This is a genomic window from Blastomonas sp. AAP53, assembly GCF_000331245.1.
Taxonomy (GTDB): Bacteria; Pseudomonadota; Alphaproteobacteria; order Sphingomonadales; family Sphingomonadaceae; genus Blastomonas.
The window spans coordinates 166,661-180,724 of record NZ_ANFZ01000009.1; the positions used below are offsets into that span (position 1 = coordinate 166,661).

General features: G+C 62.9%; 14 protein-coding genes. 8 read left to right on the plus strand and 6 right to left on the minus strand.

Annotation, left to right across the window (positions count from 1 at the left end; all coding sequences use genetic code 11):
• Nucleotides 1–90 precede the first annotated feature (90 nt).
• Complete coding sequence (locus D618_RS0107730; protein ID WP_152414640.1) at nt 91–1,413, minus strand: cytochrome P450; 1,323 nt, start codon at nt 1,411–1,413, stop codon at nt 91–93.
• A 341-nt stretch (nt 1,414–1,754) separates the two neighbouring features.
• On the opposite strand from D618_RS0107730, the gene D618_RS18995 reads away from it, so the two are divergent.
• The 6 genes from D618_RS18995 to D618_RS20030 all read left to right on the plus strand — a co-directional run bounded on the left by D618_RS18995 (nt 1,755) and on the right by D618_RS20030 (nt 6,771).
• Entirely contained in the window at nt 1,755–2,555 is an 801-nt protein-coding gene (locus D618_RS18995) for a hypothetical protein (protein WP_051041296.1), read from the plus strand.
• 71 nt (nt 2,556–2,626) lie between these two features.
• Nucleotides 2,627–3,619, plus strand: coding sequence for an LLM class flavin-dependent oxidoreductase (locus D618_RS0107740; protein WP_017670934.1), 993 nt, complete (start codon nt 2,627–2,629; stop codon nt 3,617–3,619).
• A 5-nt stretch (nt 3,620–3,624) separates the two neighbouring features.
• Complete coding sequence (locus D618_RS0107745; protein ID WP_017670935.1) at nt 3,625–4,335, plus strand: RNA pseudouridine synthase; 711 nt, start codon at nt 3,625–3,627, stop codon at nt 4,333–4,335.
• Entirely contained in the window at nt 4,328–4,735 is a 408-nt protein-coding gene (gene arfB, locus D618_RS0107750; RefSeq protein WP_017670936.1) for an alternative ribosome rescue aminoacyl-tRNA hydrolase ArfB, read from the plus strand. The genes D618_RS0107745 and arfB overlap by 8 nt, the downstream gene beginning before the upstream one ends.
• 25 nt (nt 4,736–4,760) lie before the next feature.
• Nucleotides 4,761–5,243, plus strand: coding sequence for a GAF domain-containing protein (locus D618_RS0107755; protein ID WP_017670937.1), 483 nt, complete (start codon nt 4,761–4,763; stop codon nt 5,241–5,243).
• A gap of 193 nt (nt 5,244–5,436) precedes the next feature.
• A complete protein-coding gene (locus tag D618_RS20030; RefSeq protein WP_017670938.1) occupies nt 5,437–6,771 on the plus strand; it encodes an RcnB family protein in 1,335 nt (444 codons plus the stop codon).
• Nucleotides 6,772–6,774: 3 nt separating this feature from the next.
• Here D618_RS20030 and D618_RS0107770 read toward each other — a convergent pair whose 3' ends face one another.
• The 4 genes from D618_RS0107770 to D618_RS0107785 all read right to left on the minus strand — a co-directional run bounded on the left by D618_RS0107770 (nt 6,775) and on the right by D618_RS0107785 (nt 9,887).
• Nucleotides 6,775–7,632: a hypothetical protein gene (locus D618_RS0107770; RefSeq protein ID WP_238550620.1), complete on the minus strand. Its 858-nt coding sequence runs from the start codon at nt 7,630–7,632 to the stop codon at nt 6,775–6,777.
• A gap of 236 nt (nt 7,633–7,868) precedes the next feature.
• Nucleotides 7,869–8,975 (minus strand): phosphotransferase, encoded by a 1,107-nt coding sequence (locus D618_RS0107775; RefSeq protein WP_017670940.1) that lies wholly within the window; start codon nt 8,973–8,975, stop codon nt 7,869–7,871.
• Nucleotides 8,976–9,083: 108 nt separating this feature from the next.
• Nucleotides 9,084–9,563, minus strand: a complete 480-nt coding sequence (locus D618_RS0107780) for a DUF1465 family protein (protein WP_017670941.1) — start codon at nt 9,561–9,563, stop codon at nt 9,084–9,086.
• Nucleotides 9,564–9,689: 126 nt separating this feature from the next.
• Nucleotides 9,690–9,887, minus strand: a complete 198-nt coding sequence (locus D618_RS0107785) for a DUF465 domain-containing protein (protein ID WP_026091422.1) — start codon at nt 9,885–9,887, stop codon at nt 9,690–9,692.
• Between the two features lie 210 nt (nt 9,888–10,097).
• On the opposite strand from D618_RS0107785, the gene D618_RS19355 reads away from it, so the two are divergent.
• Nucleotides 10,098–10,253 (plus strand): YdcH family protein, encoded by a 156-nt coding sequence (locus D618_RS19355; RefSeq protein ID WP_193746709.1) that lies wholly within the window; start codon nt 10,098–10,100, stop codon nt 10,251–10,253.
• A gap of 107 nt (nt 10,254–10,360) precedes the next feature.
• Here D618_RS19355 and D618_RS0107795 read toward each other — a convergent pair whose 3' ends face one another.
• Nucleotides 10,361–11,317: a DUF5694 domain-containing protein gene (locus tag D618_RS0107795; protein WP_343207522.1), complete on the minus strand. Its 957-nt coding sequence runs from the start codon at nt 11,315–11,317 to the stop codon at nt 10,361–10,363.
• 301 nt (nt 11,318–11,618) lie between these two features.
• Here D618_RS0107795 and ptsP point away from each other — a divergent pair, with 301 nt between their 5' ends.
• On the plus strand, nt 11,619–13,901 hold the full coding sequence (ptsP, locus tag D618_RS0107800; RefSeq protein ID WP_017670945.1) for a phosphoenolpyruvate--protein phosphotransferase: 2,283 nt from the start codon (nt 11,619–11,621) through the stop codon (nt 13,899–13,901).
• The last annotated feature ends 163 nt before the right edge of the window (nt 13,902–14,064 follow it).

Genomic DNA, 14,064 nt, shown 5'->3' on the forward strand with positions numbered 1-14,064 from the left:
AGCGTCTCCTGTGCTGGTCTGTTGCCGCCACCTAGCGCCGATGCACGTTCGAGAAAACCCGTTTTCCGGCGAGCCGCCGAGTACCAGGGGTTACAGCTTCTCGAACCGCACCTTGAGCCCGTCCTTGGGCTGCGGGATCGGCCAGGCCTGCCATTCGGGGGCATAGCCAGGCTCGGTAACGATACGGTGTTCGCTGAGGATGTGGTGGAGCAGCACCTTGATCTGCATATAGGCAAAGTGCAGCCCCAGGCACATATGCGCGCCGCCGCCAAAGGGCACCCAAGCGTATTTGTGCCGGTTGCGCGTCGCCTCGGCGGTGAAGCGCATCGGATCGAACCGGTGCGGCTCGGGCCAGTGCTCCTCCTGCTTGTGGGTATAGGCGGCGCTGATGCTGACCGGAGTGCCGGCAGGGATGCGATAGCCGCCGAATTCGAACTCCTTGAGCGCGCGGCGCGGGGTCGAGGGAACCGGCGGAATCAGCCGCAGTGATTCCTTGAACGCCATTTCGGTGAGCTCGAGATTGGGGAGCGAGTCGTACGGCATCGGCGAACCGGCAGGCGCCTGCTCGAGCAGTTCGGCACGCAGCTTGTCCTGCCATTCGGGGTGGCGGGCGAGCATCCAGATCAAGGAACTGGCCGACGAGGTGATGGTGTCGTGCGCCGCCATCATCAGGAAGTTCATGTGATCGACCACCTCGTCGGTGGTGAGCAGGCTGCCATCGTCGCGGGTGGCGCGGCAGAACTGGCTGAACATGTCGGGTCCCTGCTGTTCGCGGCGTTTCTGAACCTCTGGGGTGAAGTAATCGACCAGGAATTTGCGGCCCGCCACGCCGCGGCCCATCTTGGTGAACGGCAGCGGACGACGAACCACGCCGATCGAAGCCTGGACCATGTCGACAAACGCCTTGTTGATCTGGTCGGCCTCCGGACCCCAGGGAATGCCCAGGAAAGATGTTGCCGCAAGATCGAGCGTCAACTTCTTGATTTCCGTGTAAAACTGGATGTCCTTGTCGGCCCAGCTGCGGACCCGGGTGGAGATTCCCTCGTTCAGCTTTTCGGCATAATGCCGCATCGGTGCGGGCTTGAAGGCGATCGACAGCGCGCGCCGATCGGCGCGGTGATGGTCGAAGTCCATCAGCATCAGTCCGCGCGGGAACAGCAGGTTGAGCACCGGGCCCCAGCCTTGTTCGGACGAAAACACCTTGTCGCGATCAAACAGCACCAGTTCATTGGCCTCTGCCCCGAACAGCGCGACCTGCTTTCGACCGAAAGCATTGGTGCGATAGACCGGACCGTATTTGGCGCGCATCTCGTTGCCGAACTTTTCGGGGTCGGCGAGCATCTTGAATGTGACGCCGACGACCGGCAGACCGTCTTCTCCCGGAATATGGTCGAGCGAGTTGGGCCCGGGCATCCGCGTCCAATGCGGATTGCCGCTGTCACGCTGGATCGTGTGATCGGGAAACATCTCGCGCGGGGGAGCAATCACGGTAGCCATGGAGAATCCTCTGCACTGATTTAACCGATCCATTAAATATCAACTGACATCAATGTTAGCAAGCGCAGATCGCAGCGTGAGTCTCATTCATCGTTAATTCAACTTGTGGTTTATATGAACAAACCATCGGGGCGTCGCTCCGTTGGCCTGCCGCGCCCGGCTTGCGGCAACCAGGGGATACAAATTTGACCCGAATTCCATTTTTCGCCAACGCGCGCCAGCGTGCTACCCGTATCGCCGCCCTGGCTTTGGGCGCCATGTCCCTGTCCGCATGTGCTTATGGTGATTATGGCGGTTATGGCGGTGTCTCTGTTGGCGTGGGCAGCGGCTATGCGGGGGGATATGATCCCTATTGCGATGGCTTTTCGGCATGGGACAGCTGGTACGGTTGCGACGCGGGCTATGGCTTTGGCCAGATCGGCTATGGCGGCGGCTATTGGGATAATTTCTATTATCCCGGCTATGGCACGTACATCTTCGATCGCCCCGGCGGCGCGCGCTTTGCGATGCAGGACCGGCATCGACGGTATTGGGCGCAGCAGCGCTGGCAGTACCAGCAGCAGCGCAGAGCAAACCGGCAGGATTTCCGCCAAGGGCGGCGCGACGACCGGCGGGATGTGCGCCGCGATGACAGGCGCGAAACGCTCGACGATCGGCGTGATTGGCGGCGCGAGCAGCGCAGCGATAATCCCGAGTTTCCGCGCACCCGGCGTGGTGAGCGCGAACGCATGGGTGGGCTGACCCCTGAAGACCGGCAGCGGCAGCTCGAGCGCTGGCAGCAACGGCAGCAGGGCCAGGCTGGTCAGCCACCACAGCAGCAGCCCGTCAGGCGGGGTCCCGAAGCGAGGGGTGAAGGCCGCGCCCGCCCTGACATGCGACGGCCCGGCGCTCAGCCGCAGCCCAACGTCGTTGCGCCCCCTCGGGCGGAGCGGCCGCCGCGGACCGAGCGTACTCCACGGCCCGACCGTGCGCCGCGCATCGAGCGGCCACAATCGCGCAATACATCCGAGGGGCTGAGGCGCTCGGGTGTGCAGCGGGAGAATGTGCAGGAGGACTAAGGCACAACGCTTTTCGGGGGCGGTTCACGGCTTGGGCTTGTGACCCGTCCCAAAAGGCCTATCCTTAAGGCATGCTGCGTTTTTCCCTTCTCGACCAGTCCGTCCGCTTTGCCGACATTCCTGCCAGCGCCGCGCTGGCTGCTTCGCTGGAGACCGCTCAACTGGCAGACCGGCTGGGCTATCACCGGCTGTGGCTGTCCGAACATCATGCCAGCCGCTTTCTGTGCGGCAGCGCTCCGGAGATCCTCATCGCCGCGATCGGCGCGCAGACAAAGGCCATCCGGCTGGGTTCGGGTGGCGTCATGCTACCCCATTACAGCGCGTACAAGGTGGCCGAGCAGTTTGCGGTGTTGAGCAACCTGTATCCCGGCCGTATTGACCTCGGCGTTGGCCGCGCTCCGGGCGGCGAGATGCGCGTCGCCGCAGCCCTCTCCGCACCGCACCCGCCATCATTTCGCGAGTTTCCGCAGCAGGTGGCGGAGCTTGTCGGCTATATTGACGGAAGCCTGACCGACCCGCGGCTGAGCCCCGAGCCGGAAGGCGACGTGCCTGTCTGGATCCTGGGCACCAGTCCGGACAGCGCGATGCTTGCGGGGCAGCTGGGTCTGCCCTATGCGCTGGCCCTGTTCATCAATCCGCATGCCGATACCAGCCTCACGGACCTGTATCGGCGCAATTTCCGGCCCAGCGCCCAGCTGGCCGAACCTTATGTCATGCTGGCCACCACCGCTTTTGCCTGTGACGACCCCGAAAAGGCAGAGCTGTTGCGCAAGAACTATTTCCTCAACATCGCGCGGTTGCTCGGCGGCGGACAGCAGCCTGCGCTGTCGCCCGAAGAAAGCCGCGACATGGGCTTTACCGAGCGCGAGGCGATGATCGTCGGTGCCCAGGCCCGCATCGCGGCGTTTGGTACGGCAGCGGTGGTGCGCGACAAGGTGCTCGCCCTGGCCGATGTGTTCGAGGCGGATGAGGTGATGATCTCTTGCAACGCCTATCACCAGGCAGACCGGTTGCGCGCGATAGAGCTGTTCGCGCAAAGCTTCGCGATGGCGGAGGCCGGCTGACCGCGATGAGTGCCCCCATTCCCGCATTTTGCGTCGCAGGCACGTTGCCTTTCATTGATGGCGAAGCGATCGTCATCGACAAGCCTGCGGGCCTGCCGGTGACCCAGCCTCGCAAGGGTGGCCGCAGCCTGGACGACTATCTGCCGCAACTGCGCTTCGGTTTTCACAAAATGCCGCTGGCGGTCCACCGGCTCGATCAGGACACATCGGGCTGCCTGCTGCTCGCGCGCCATGCCAAGGCGGCGAAGCGGTTCGGCGCGGCGTTTGAAAGTGGCGAGGTCGAAAAGACCTATCTGGGCATTGTCGAAGGCGATCTGCCCGATGATCATGGCACCATCGACATCGCTCTGGGCAAGACCAGCACCGCAGAGCAGGGGTGGCGGATCGTTCCCGACGCATCGGGCAAGCGCGCGGTTACGCACTGGAAGCGCGTTACAACAGCAGGTGGGCGGACCTTGGTCGAGTTTCGCCCCGAAACCGGGCGTACGCACCAGATCCGCGTGCACGCGCTGCACGGCCTGGGCAGGCCACTGGTGGGCGATCCGTTTTACGGGACGCCTTATCCATCGGGGTTGATGCTGCACGCCGCGGGGCTGATCCTGCCGCGCGGGGCCAAGCCGCCGATCGTCGCCACCGCGCCGATGCCCAAACGCTTTCTCGATCTGGGGTTTGGCATGGCTGAGCCGCTGGTGGACGAGGGGCTGGCCGATGTCTGACATTGCGATCCCCGATCATGCCATCGTCTCCGAACGGTTCATCACCGCATCGGGTCCGGGCGGGCAGAACGTCAACAAGGTGGCGACTGCGGTCCAGCTGCATGTGAACATTTATGCTCTGGGTTTGCCACCTCTCGTCTATAACCGATTGAAATCACTGGCGGGTAGCAAGATCAACCAGGATGGCGAGCTGGTCATCCTGGCGCGCAATCACCGCACCCAGGAAGCCAACCGCAAGCTCGCGCGCGAACGCGTTTCGGCCTTGCTGGCGCAGGCCTATGACCTTCCCGTCACGCGGGCCCGGTCACGGCTCAACCGCGTGGGCAAGACAGAGCGGCTGGCGGGCAAGAAGAACCGGTCGACGGTGAAGAAAAACCGGGGCCGCGTCGCGTTCGACTGATTTTGCATGATCTGGAAGCTATACCATGTATTCGTTTGAAATTGATCAGAATATCCCGAAGCCTCAGCTCTATGACGATCTGCATTCCGCAGCCCTTGCGCTGGTGGACGGCGAAAGCGACGGCATCGCCAACATGGCCAATGTCGCTGCCCTGCTCTGGCAGTTCCTGCCCGATCTAAACTGGGCGGGATTTTATCGCATGGTCGATGGTGAACTGGTCCTCGGCCCGTTTGTCGGCAAGCCCGCGTGTATCCGCATCGCGCTGGGCAGCGGCGTGTGCGGCACGGCGGCGGCGAGCGGGGAGACTCAGCTCGTGGCCGATGTCCATGCCTTTCCGGGCCATATCGCGTGCGATGCCGCCAGCCAGTCCGAACTGGTGGTGCCGGTGATCCATGAAGGTCGTGTGACGCATGTCATCGACCTCGATAGCCCTGATCTGGCGCGCTTCGAACAGGAAGACCGGGCCGGAATCGAGCGGCTGGCCAGGACGCTCGCCGGGCGTATCTGATTCAACGAATTAACCTCTCGTCCGGCTCTGCCCCATATTGAAACACCGCATCGCGATGCACCCGGTTTTACATCGGTCCGATGGTGCGAACTTCCCACAAATGGTAACAATCGCTTAACCACGCCGGATGGGACGGAGGGACATACGCCCTTCTGCCCGCGCGGCGCGCCGGATTGCCCAAGGGGAGTTAACCATGAAGAGCCGCGCTTTTGCTTCACTGCGTCACGCTGCGATAACCGCCAGCGTCCTTGCTCTGGTGGGCACGACCGTGCCAGCCCAAGCCGCCGAATCGGGCGTACGCCACGCCGCACACGGATGGATCGCGCTCAAGACCAGCAGCGCGCTTAACCGCGGACCTGTGGTGCAGCGCAGCTATGGCGCGCGCTTCCCCGCTGGTGCCCCGGCCTATGTGCGGCCCTTCCGAGGCTTCATTCTGCCGCGCGTATGGATTGCACCGAGCTATTACATCGCCAACTGGCAGGGCTACGGCCTGCCGCGTCCGGCACAGGGTTTCGGCTGGTCGCGCTATTACGACGATGCGGTGCTGACCGATCGCAGCGGCCAGGTGTACGACGCGGTGCAGGGCGTCAACTGGCAGGCCGCACAGGCAGGGACCAGCACGGTCGTTACCCAGACCTATTCGCCCGATTACGACCCGTATAACTATGACGAGAGCCTGTTGCTGGGCAGCGACAACGTGATGCAGGGCACGCACTGGGTCCAGGGGCCGGCGGATGCCCCCGGCGCAACCTTTGACCGTAGCATGCCGCCGCCGCCCGCAGCCTATGACAGCAGCTATGATCCGGCGTTCCTGGAGGCCTGTCGTCGCGACAGCGGCCTGGGTGGTGCGGCCATCGGCGCAGCTGCCGGTGGTCTTGCCGGCAATCGCATCGCAGGGCGCGGCAACCGCACCGGCGGCACGCTGATTGGCGCTGGCGTCGGCGCCGTCGCCGGCATGGTGATCGACAAGGCTGAGGACCGCGAGCGCTGCAAGCGTCTGCTCGCGCAGGAAAGAGCGGGAAGCTACGGCACCAGCTACGCTCCGCCGCCGCCCGTCGGTCATCGCGGGTATGCGCCTCCGTCACCTCCTGGAGCCTATGATCGCGATTACGATCCCGCCTTCCTGGAGGCTTGTCGCCGCGACAATGGCCTGGGCGGCGCGGCCATCGGCGCGGCTGCCGGTGGTCTTGCCGGCAACCGCATCGCAGGGCGCGGCAACCGCACCGGGGGCACGCTGATTGGCGCGGGCGTCGGCGCGCTCGCCGGCATGGTGATCGACAAGGCCGAAGACCGCGAACGCTGCAAGCGGGTGCTCGCGCAACAGGGTGTCGCGCCGCGCCAGCCAGGTGGCTATCCGCCGCCCCCTCCGGGCTATTATTATTACTATCCGCCGCCGATCGTGACCACGGTCACGATCACGCCGGGCAGCTGCAATTGCGAGGAAACCGTTGTGGTGACCGAGAGTGCCACGCATCACCGCCCGGTCGTGCATCATCGCGGCAAGAACGTGCGCGTCTATCGCAAGTGATCGCTACTCGCTGACCGGCGTATCGCCATAGCCGGTCAGCCCCCAGGGGTCATAGGGGCCGAGCACGAGCTGCTCGAACGTGCCCAGCCCGGTCTCGCCGGCGCTGGTGGTGACCCGGCACAGGATCTGGACGTGCAGGTTGCCCATGTCCGGGGCCAGCGGATCGAGGGCAGCGAGATCGAAATCCTCGCGCTCGACCGCCAGTTCGCCATGATGCAGGCCGTGCCCCCAGCGTGGGCAGGTATAGCCCAGGCCGCGCATCTGGAAACGTTGCAGCGGCTCGAAGGTCACTGTGAGCGGGCCTGCATCGGTTTCGATCAACAGATCGCCCCCGGCGGGCCAGCGGGTCCCCGCGTGATGCCGGGTCACCATCGTGGCATCGGGCGTCTCGAAAAACCCGTCATGCCCGGCATGATCGGGCGCGATCACCGCTCGCGTGTTCCAGGCCCTGCCGCTGCGGTGCGCATTGAGGTGGAAGAACAGGCTGCGCTCGCCCAGGTTGACCGGGGTCCATTGCCAGAAGAAGCAGGGGGCGCGGCTACCCGAATGCGGTTGCGCATCGCTCGCGCCGACGGGCCGGACGCCCCAGCTCCGGTCGCGGGTGCCCGCGCACCCGTCGGCGACCTGCGTGCGAACGCCATCGACCTCGATCCAGCCGCTGTAATGGCCGTTCTGCGTCATCCGCGTATAGTCCATGAACGTGCGCGGGCCGTTGCGGAACACGAAACGCGGTTCCTCGATCGGGAAGGCGCGCCCGGTGAACAGCAGATCTGCGGCCAGGCCTTCACCCTCGACGACAATGCGCAGCGCCTTGAGCGGTTCGATCACCTCGATACGGATCGGCCCGACCGCGAGGTCCATCCGCTCCATTCCCAGCTCACGCGAAGCATGAAGATTGTGCTGTATACCATTGCGAATACAGCAAAAGCTTGCATCGGCTATGTCGAGATGCGGGTAAACACCAAAGGCTAGAGCGAAAAACCCTGAACCATCGGGATTATACCCGTTGAAGAAATAGCGATCGTAGAAATTCCGGTCGGTCCCCGAATAAGCAATCGGCTCGGGAGTCTGATGCAGAGGAAAGTCATCACCTTTGGTCAGCATAGCGTTGTTTCCAAATGATTGTTGGCCCAATTCAGCAGGGCCCCGATGCTGCCATGGTCGAGTGCCAGGCTGCACGCGCCCCGCGCCATCGACAGGAAATTGGCATCGCCGCGCTCGGTGCGCTCGACAAACGCAGCGCTGAAAACCGCGGTGGAAAGCCCGCTGAGCGCTCCAATGCGGTAATCTTCCCAGATCGTCTCACGCGTACGCGGAACGCCCAGCCGGGTCATTTCCGCGCAATACAGGTCGATCAGTTCATCCTCATGGGCGCGGCGCAGATCGGTGCCGATGCCGGTGCCCAGGAAATAGCCCAGATCGCTGGTGCCGCCGCCGGTGACGCAGGTTTGCCAATCGACCAGTGCCAACGGTTCTGCGCCGCCCCGGATGTCGAACAGGATGTTATCGAGCCTGAAGTCGCCATGGGTGATGCAGCGGGTCGCCGGGGTGAAATGGAACCATGTTGCGCAATGGGCCGCCAGCTGCTCGCAGATCTCGAGATATTCAGGCTCGATCTGCCCCGCAAATCGTTCGGCAAAAGCCGCTTGTGCTCCGGGATAGGCCTGGATGATCCAATCGCGCGCATCGGGATCGCCCTGCAGCCAGTCCTCGTCCAGCACCGGCAAGCCATCGGTCGAGGCGTGCAGCAACGCCGCCTCGCAAACCGCTGCGCGCGCCTGCATCAGTGAACATGATGCCAGTTGATTGCCGACCTGGGCGGGTCCGACATCCTCGAACAGCAAGGCAAAATCGCATCCGGCATCGTCGATCAGTGCGGCATACATGCGAGGCACGCGTGAGGGGATGAGCGGTGCGACTCGGGCGTAGAAGTTCACCTCGCGCAGATACAGCCTGAAATGGGCAGCGGTGGCCCGGCTGGTGGCATCGCGCGACGGCAGCTTGGCGGCGATGGATGCGGGCGCGGTCGGGGAGGGGCGGTCGTACTCCAGCGCAATGCGAACCGTGTCGCCGACCTGGCCAGTGCCTATGGCTGTGGTAGTGTACCCGGTAATCAGTGCGCCATCGAGCACACCCGCCTGGTCCAGCCGGGCTTGCAGCCAGTCGCGATCGATATCCTCCGCCCGGGTCGGGAACATCTGCATATCTGCCCTCTCCGCCGGATCATGTCCGGCTTTTGTTTAATCGAATGATTAAACAACGAGAGTCAGAAAGCAATCGCGCAAATGCGATCCGCGTACGGGGCAGTTGAGTCAGGCCAGTTCGTTCGCCAGACGCGCCTGCATCTGGTGGACCATCGGGTGCATCGCCTGAGCCTCGGCAAAGCCCAGCCGTTCCGCCTCGAGCGATCGCTCGAGCCGGACCAGCCGTTCCAGCAGGTGCTGGGTTTCCTGCACCAGCCGTTGGGCTTCGGCGGGAAGGCGGGCGACGATGAACGCGTCACTGGTGCTGCACTTGCCCAGCGATCGGCTGCGGCTGCGCAACTGGTGTTCGGAAAGTTCGCCGGCGAAAAAGGCCTTCTGGTTCAGCAACCAGGCGATCGAGTGCATCAACCGGGTGGTCACGCGCAGCGACTCGCACGACATGTCTATGCGGATTTCGTCGGACGGGCTGAGGCCTTGTTCATCCGGACCCAGCTCGAAAAAGGCCCGGGCCTCGTCGGCCAGGACCATGGCTTCGACATACAACGACTCGACCAGTTTCGCAGTAAATGGGGATTGGTTGCTTTCCATTCCCCATCCTTGCCAAACTGGCGCACGACTGCACAGGCCAAAGCTATGGTTAAGCCGCAAAACCGGGGCTTTGTGTCAACTCGGAACACTTGCCGTGGCAGATATGAAGGCTGGCAGTAGCGTGGCTCAGGCGATGATATCGGGGATCAGATAGTCTTCCAGCATCGCAATCTGGTCGCGCAGCATCAGCTTGCGCTTTTTCAGCCGGGCGAGCTGGAGCATGTCTGCCGTGCCGCCATTGCTCAGCGCCAGGATCGCATGGTCAAGATCGCGATGCTCGATGCGCAATGAGGCCAGCTTTTGCCGGACTTCTTCCTCTGTCACGCGCGACACCTTTCTCCACCACGGCTCGCGGCTGCAAAGCCAGCGAATTCACCATAGCGCAGGCCCAATGCCTGCCGGTTATCGCGGTTATGGAATGTTTCGCCGCAATGCAAGCGCACCTGTGCATAAAGCCGAGAGACAGGTTAGAAAGATTATGTTTAGATCACGATCCCAAGATGAGAAGGCAACGAGTCGAAGGAGACATACATGCTGCATGACAGTCATACCCAAGCCCTCAAGGCCAAGCATGCCGGTATCGAGCGGATGATCCACGACGAAGAGAGCCGACCCGCGCCCGACACCGCGCTGATCGCCAAGCTGAAGAAGCAGAAACTGCGCATCAAGGAGGAAATCAGCCTGCATTGATCGGCTGATCTAGCGGACCGGATGCAATCCGTCCGCCAATCCCAGCCCGGCGCGTCTGACGAGGGGTCAGATCGCGCGCCGGGTGACGGGAGATAAAGCTGCACGGCCTAGCGCAGCACCATCATGGTATCGGCCAGCCGCACGTCATGCATTTGATGCAGATAGGCTTCATAATAGCCCTTGTGTGATGCCCCTACGATCGTCAGCAGCCGAGTTCCCGGGTTGCGGCCGATGACATCACGCATGTTGGCAACCATGCGCAGGTTGCGCGTTTCCCAGTATCCCACATACTGCCTGCCAAAGCCCTGGGGCGACGGTTCCGCCACGGCGGCGCCAAAGTCAGATCGATAAACCAGCATCGGCGCATCGGGCTCGTTGTAAGCGCGATAAAGGTTCAGCAGTCCGTCTGGCTGATCAAGCTGCGTATTCAGCGTTGCGGTCTGCGCAATGCGCGCATGGGTTGCCGGGTTGTCCCAAGCCTTGGCTATGGCATCGGAACTGGCTTGGGCCTCAGCTGCTTCGGTCCTATCGGGCGTGTCGGCAGAATGATCATCGACGCTCCACAGTCGCTCGAGGCCCAGCTGCGCAGCAAGGGCTGCTGCAATCATGGTGGTTTCGTTGCGACGGGCGCGGGCCCGTTCAAGCGTAGTCACGAGGTCTTGGTTCAGACCATCGCCGACCATGCGCTGGTCTTCCGATAGCCTGAGCCATTGGACCAGTGCGGATCCGGGCTCTCCTGCCGCCAGAAATACAGCCGCAAGTTCGCGACGCTGTGCAGGCAAAGGGTTGGCTGGCCATTGGTGCAACAGTCGTTCCGCCTCGGCATTGGCTTCGGGCACGGTCAATCCGATGGCCTGCTCCGCTGGCATTGGGTCAAAGCAATATATTTTCACCGTTTCAGCATAACGAAATGGATAGCGGCGCAGGGTGTCGCATTGCAGCCCGGACAGATCCTCGGTCGCGATTGCGGTCGGGCGCCATGCAGCCAACCGGTCGAGCAATGGGGCGAGCACATCAGCCGAGAACGTATCGGGCAATTCGGACAAGTGAGGTGTACCCAGCACCAGAACCTCATTCGGTAGTCCGGTGACGGACCCCTTGAGTTCACTCGGCCGAAAGCTTGGCTGATAAGCTTGGGCTGATGCGGGTAGGCACGTCAGCATCAACCCCGATGTCAGCAATGCTATGGTCATTGTCCGGCTTGACCAGCCTGGGCGATCGCAGTTCATCTCACCTCGCAAGAATCAGTGTGTTAGTTATATGATACACCTGACCGGCGCGAAGGTCCATCTGTCTTTTCGATCCCACCAGATCGGATTGAAGCCCCGATGGCGCATGGCGACTGTGCGTGCTAGACCCTGGCTCATGTCAGAAGCCCAGATCAACGCCACGCTCGCCGCCCGTAACATTCTTACCCGTCTGCACGATGTCATGGCCGCGCGTACCCATGCGCAGGCCAAGCTCAACCAGGTGGTCGATATCATCGGGGATTCGTTGAACAGCGAGGTGTGCTCGATCTATCTGCTGCGCGAAGGCGTGCTCGAGTTGTTCGCGACGCGCGGGTTGAATCAGGAGGCGGTGCACGTCACCAAGCTCGCGCTGGGGCAGGGGTTGACCGGCACAATCGCCAAGAATGTCGAGACGCTGAACCTCGCCGAGGCGACCGCGCATCCCGATTTCCAGTATCGCCCGGAAACCGGCGAGGAAAAATTCCACAGCTTTGCCGGCGTGCCCATCGTCCGCATGGAGCGCGCGGTGGGCGTGTTGTGTATTCAGCATGTCGAGCCGCGCCGCTATCTGGAGGTCGAGATCGAGGCGATGCAGACGGTGGCGATGGTGCTGTCCGAGCTTATCGCCAATGCCGGGCTGGTCGATACCCAGGGTGCCCAGGATGGCGGCATGGAATTGACCCATTCGCAGCGCGAGATCGGCTTTACGCTGGTGGCGGGCCTCGCCAGCGGCAAGGCGGTGTTCCACCAGCCGCGCATCACCATCGAGCATGTCGTCGCCGAAGATGTCGAGGTGGAGCGCCAGCGTGTCTATTCCGCCTTCATCAAGATGCGCGAGCAGATCGACAAGATGGCAAGCCAGGCCGAATTCGGCACCGGCGGAGAGCATGACGAGGTGCTCGAGACCTACAAGATGTTCGCCTATGACGAAGGCTGGTCACGGCGAATCAACGAGGCGATCGACAGCGGTCTGACCGCAGAAGCGGCGATCGAGCGGGTGCAGCAGCGCACGCGGATGCGGATGCGCAAGATCGACGATCCGCTGCTGGCCGACCGGATGCATGACCTGGAGGATCTGTCCAACCGCTTGCTGCGCATGGTCTCCGGCCAGATCGGTACGGCGGCGCAGATGGGACTGCGGCAGGACACGATTCTGATCGCGCGCAATCTTGGCCCGGCCGAGCTGCTCGAATATGATCGCCGGCGGCTGAAGGGCGTGATCCTGGAGGAAGGATCGCTGACCGCGCACGTCACCATCGTCGCGCGCGCCATGGGCATCCCGGTGATGGGGCGGATGCGCGACATCCTGCACCAGGTGCGTCAGGACGATCATCTGCTGATCGACACCAATGAGAATTCCGTCCTCATCCGCCCCGCGCCGCAGGTAATCGAGGCGTTTGAGGCGAAATTCCTGCGCAGCCGCGAAAAACAGGCCGCCTATGCTGCGCTGCGCGATGTCGAGCCGCGCAGCAAGGATGGCCAGCGGATCGATCTGATGATCAACGCCGGCCTTCGCGATGATATCGCCCATCTGGCGGTCACCGGGGCCGACGGCGTCGGGCTGTTCCGTACCGAGTTCCAGTTCCTCGTCTCGGCCACGCTGCCGCAGCGCGAGCGCCAGTTGCGGCTTTACCGTGATGTACTCGATGCGGCGGGCGAGAAGCCGGTCATCTTCAGAACCGTCGATATCGGCGGCGACAAGTCACTGCCCTATCTGCGCGAGGATGGTCCGGGCGAGGAAAATCCCGCCATGGGCTGGCGCGCAGTGCGTGTTGCGCTGGAGCGCGACGGTTTGCTCAAGGTGCAGGCGCGCGCATTGATCGAGGCGGCGGCGGGGCGGACGCTCAATGTCATGTTCCCGATGATCGCAGAGCCCTGGGAGTTCGATGCCGCGCGGCAGGTGTTCGAAGACCAGCTGGTGTTCCTGAAAGGCCGCAAGAAGATGCTGCCCGACCGCATCCGCTACGGCGCGATGCTCGAGGTGCCGGCCCTGGCGGAAACGCTCGACATCCTGGGTCCCAATATCGACTTCCTCTCGATCGGCACCAACGATCTTACCCAGTTCCTGCTCGCTGCAGACCGGGCACATCCCAAGCTGGCGCAGCGGTATGACTGGATCTCGCCGGCCATCTTGCGCTTCATCCGCCGGGTGGTGAAATCGGTCGAGCCCTATCACATCGATCTCACCGTGTGCGGAGAGATGGGCGGCCGCCAGCTCGAAGCCCTGGCATTGCTGGCCATCGGCATTCGCCGACTGTCGATCACGCCCGCGGCGGTCGGCCCGATCAAGGCCATGGTGCGCTCGCTCGATCTGGAAGCGGCGCGGGCGAAGCTGGAAGACATGCTGGCTCACCCGCCTGCCGACATGCGCGCAACGTTGCTCGACTGGGCGACCGAGCAGGGTGTGGAGCTGGGCTGACCTGCAAACCTTTGCGACTTTGCGAAAATTACCGCCATTTTACATCTATTGGCATGTGAGTGATGGTTAATATCGGCCTATAACGTTGACTTTCCGCCTTGTTCATGTTTCTCCCAGTGCAGGGGCAACAGTATAACCGGGCAAACCCGGATCGGGAGCGCAT

Excerpts from the sequence above, each read along its gene's own strand:
- D618_RS0107730 (WP_152414640.1), bottom strand. The coding sequence starts at position 1,413 with ATGCCCGGGCCCAACTCGCTCGACCATATTCCGGGAGAAGACGGTCTG.
- D618_RS18995 (WP_051041296.1), top strand. The coding sequence starts at position 1,755 with ATGTCCCTGTCCGCATGTGCTTATGGTGATTATGGCGGTTATGGCGGT.
- D618_RS0107740 (WP_017670934.1), top strand. The coding sequence starts at position 2,627 with ATGCTGCGTTTTTCCCTTCTCGACCAGTCCGTCCGCTTTGCCGACATT.
- D618_RS0107745 (WP_017670935.1), top strand. The coding sequence starts at position 3,625 with ATGAGTGCCCCCATTCCCGCATTTTGCGTCGCAGGCACGTTGCCTTTC.
- arfB (WP_017670936.1), top strand. The coding sequence starts at position 4,328 with ATGTCTGACATTGCGATCCCCGATCATGCCATCGTCTCCGAACGGTTC.
- D618_RS0107755 (WP_017670937.1), top strand. The coding sequence starts at position 4,761 with ATGTATTCGTTTGAAATTGATCAGAATATCCCGAAGCCTCAGCTCTAT.
- D618_RS20030 (WP_017670938.1), top strand. The coding sequence starts at position 5,437 with ATGAAGAGCCGCGCTTTTGCTTCACTGCGTCACGCTGCGATAACCGCC.
- D618_RS0107770 (WP_238550620.1), bottom strand. The coding sequence starts at position 7,632 with ATGGACCTCGCGGTCGGGCCGATCCGTATCGAGGTGATCGAACCGCTC.
- D618_RS0107775 (WP_017670940.1), bottom strand. The coding sequence starts at position 8,975 with ATGCAGATGTTCCCGACCCGGGCGGAGGATATCGATCGCGACTGGCTG.
- D618_RS0107780 (WP_017670941.1), bottom strand. The coding sequence starts at position 9,563 with ATGGAAAGCAACCAATCCCCATTTACTGCGAAACTGGTCGAGTCGTTG.
- ptsP (WP_017670945.1), top strand. The coding sequence starts at position 11,619 with ATGTCAGAAGCCCAGATCAACGCCACGCTCGCCGCCCGTAACATTCTT.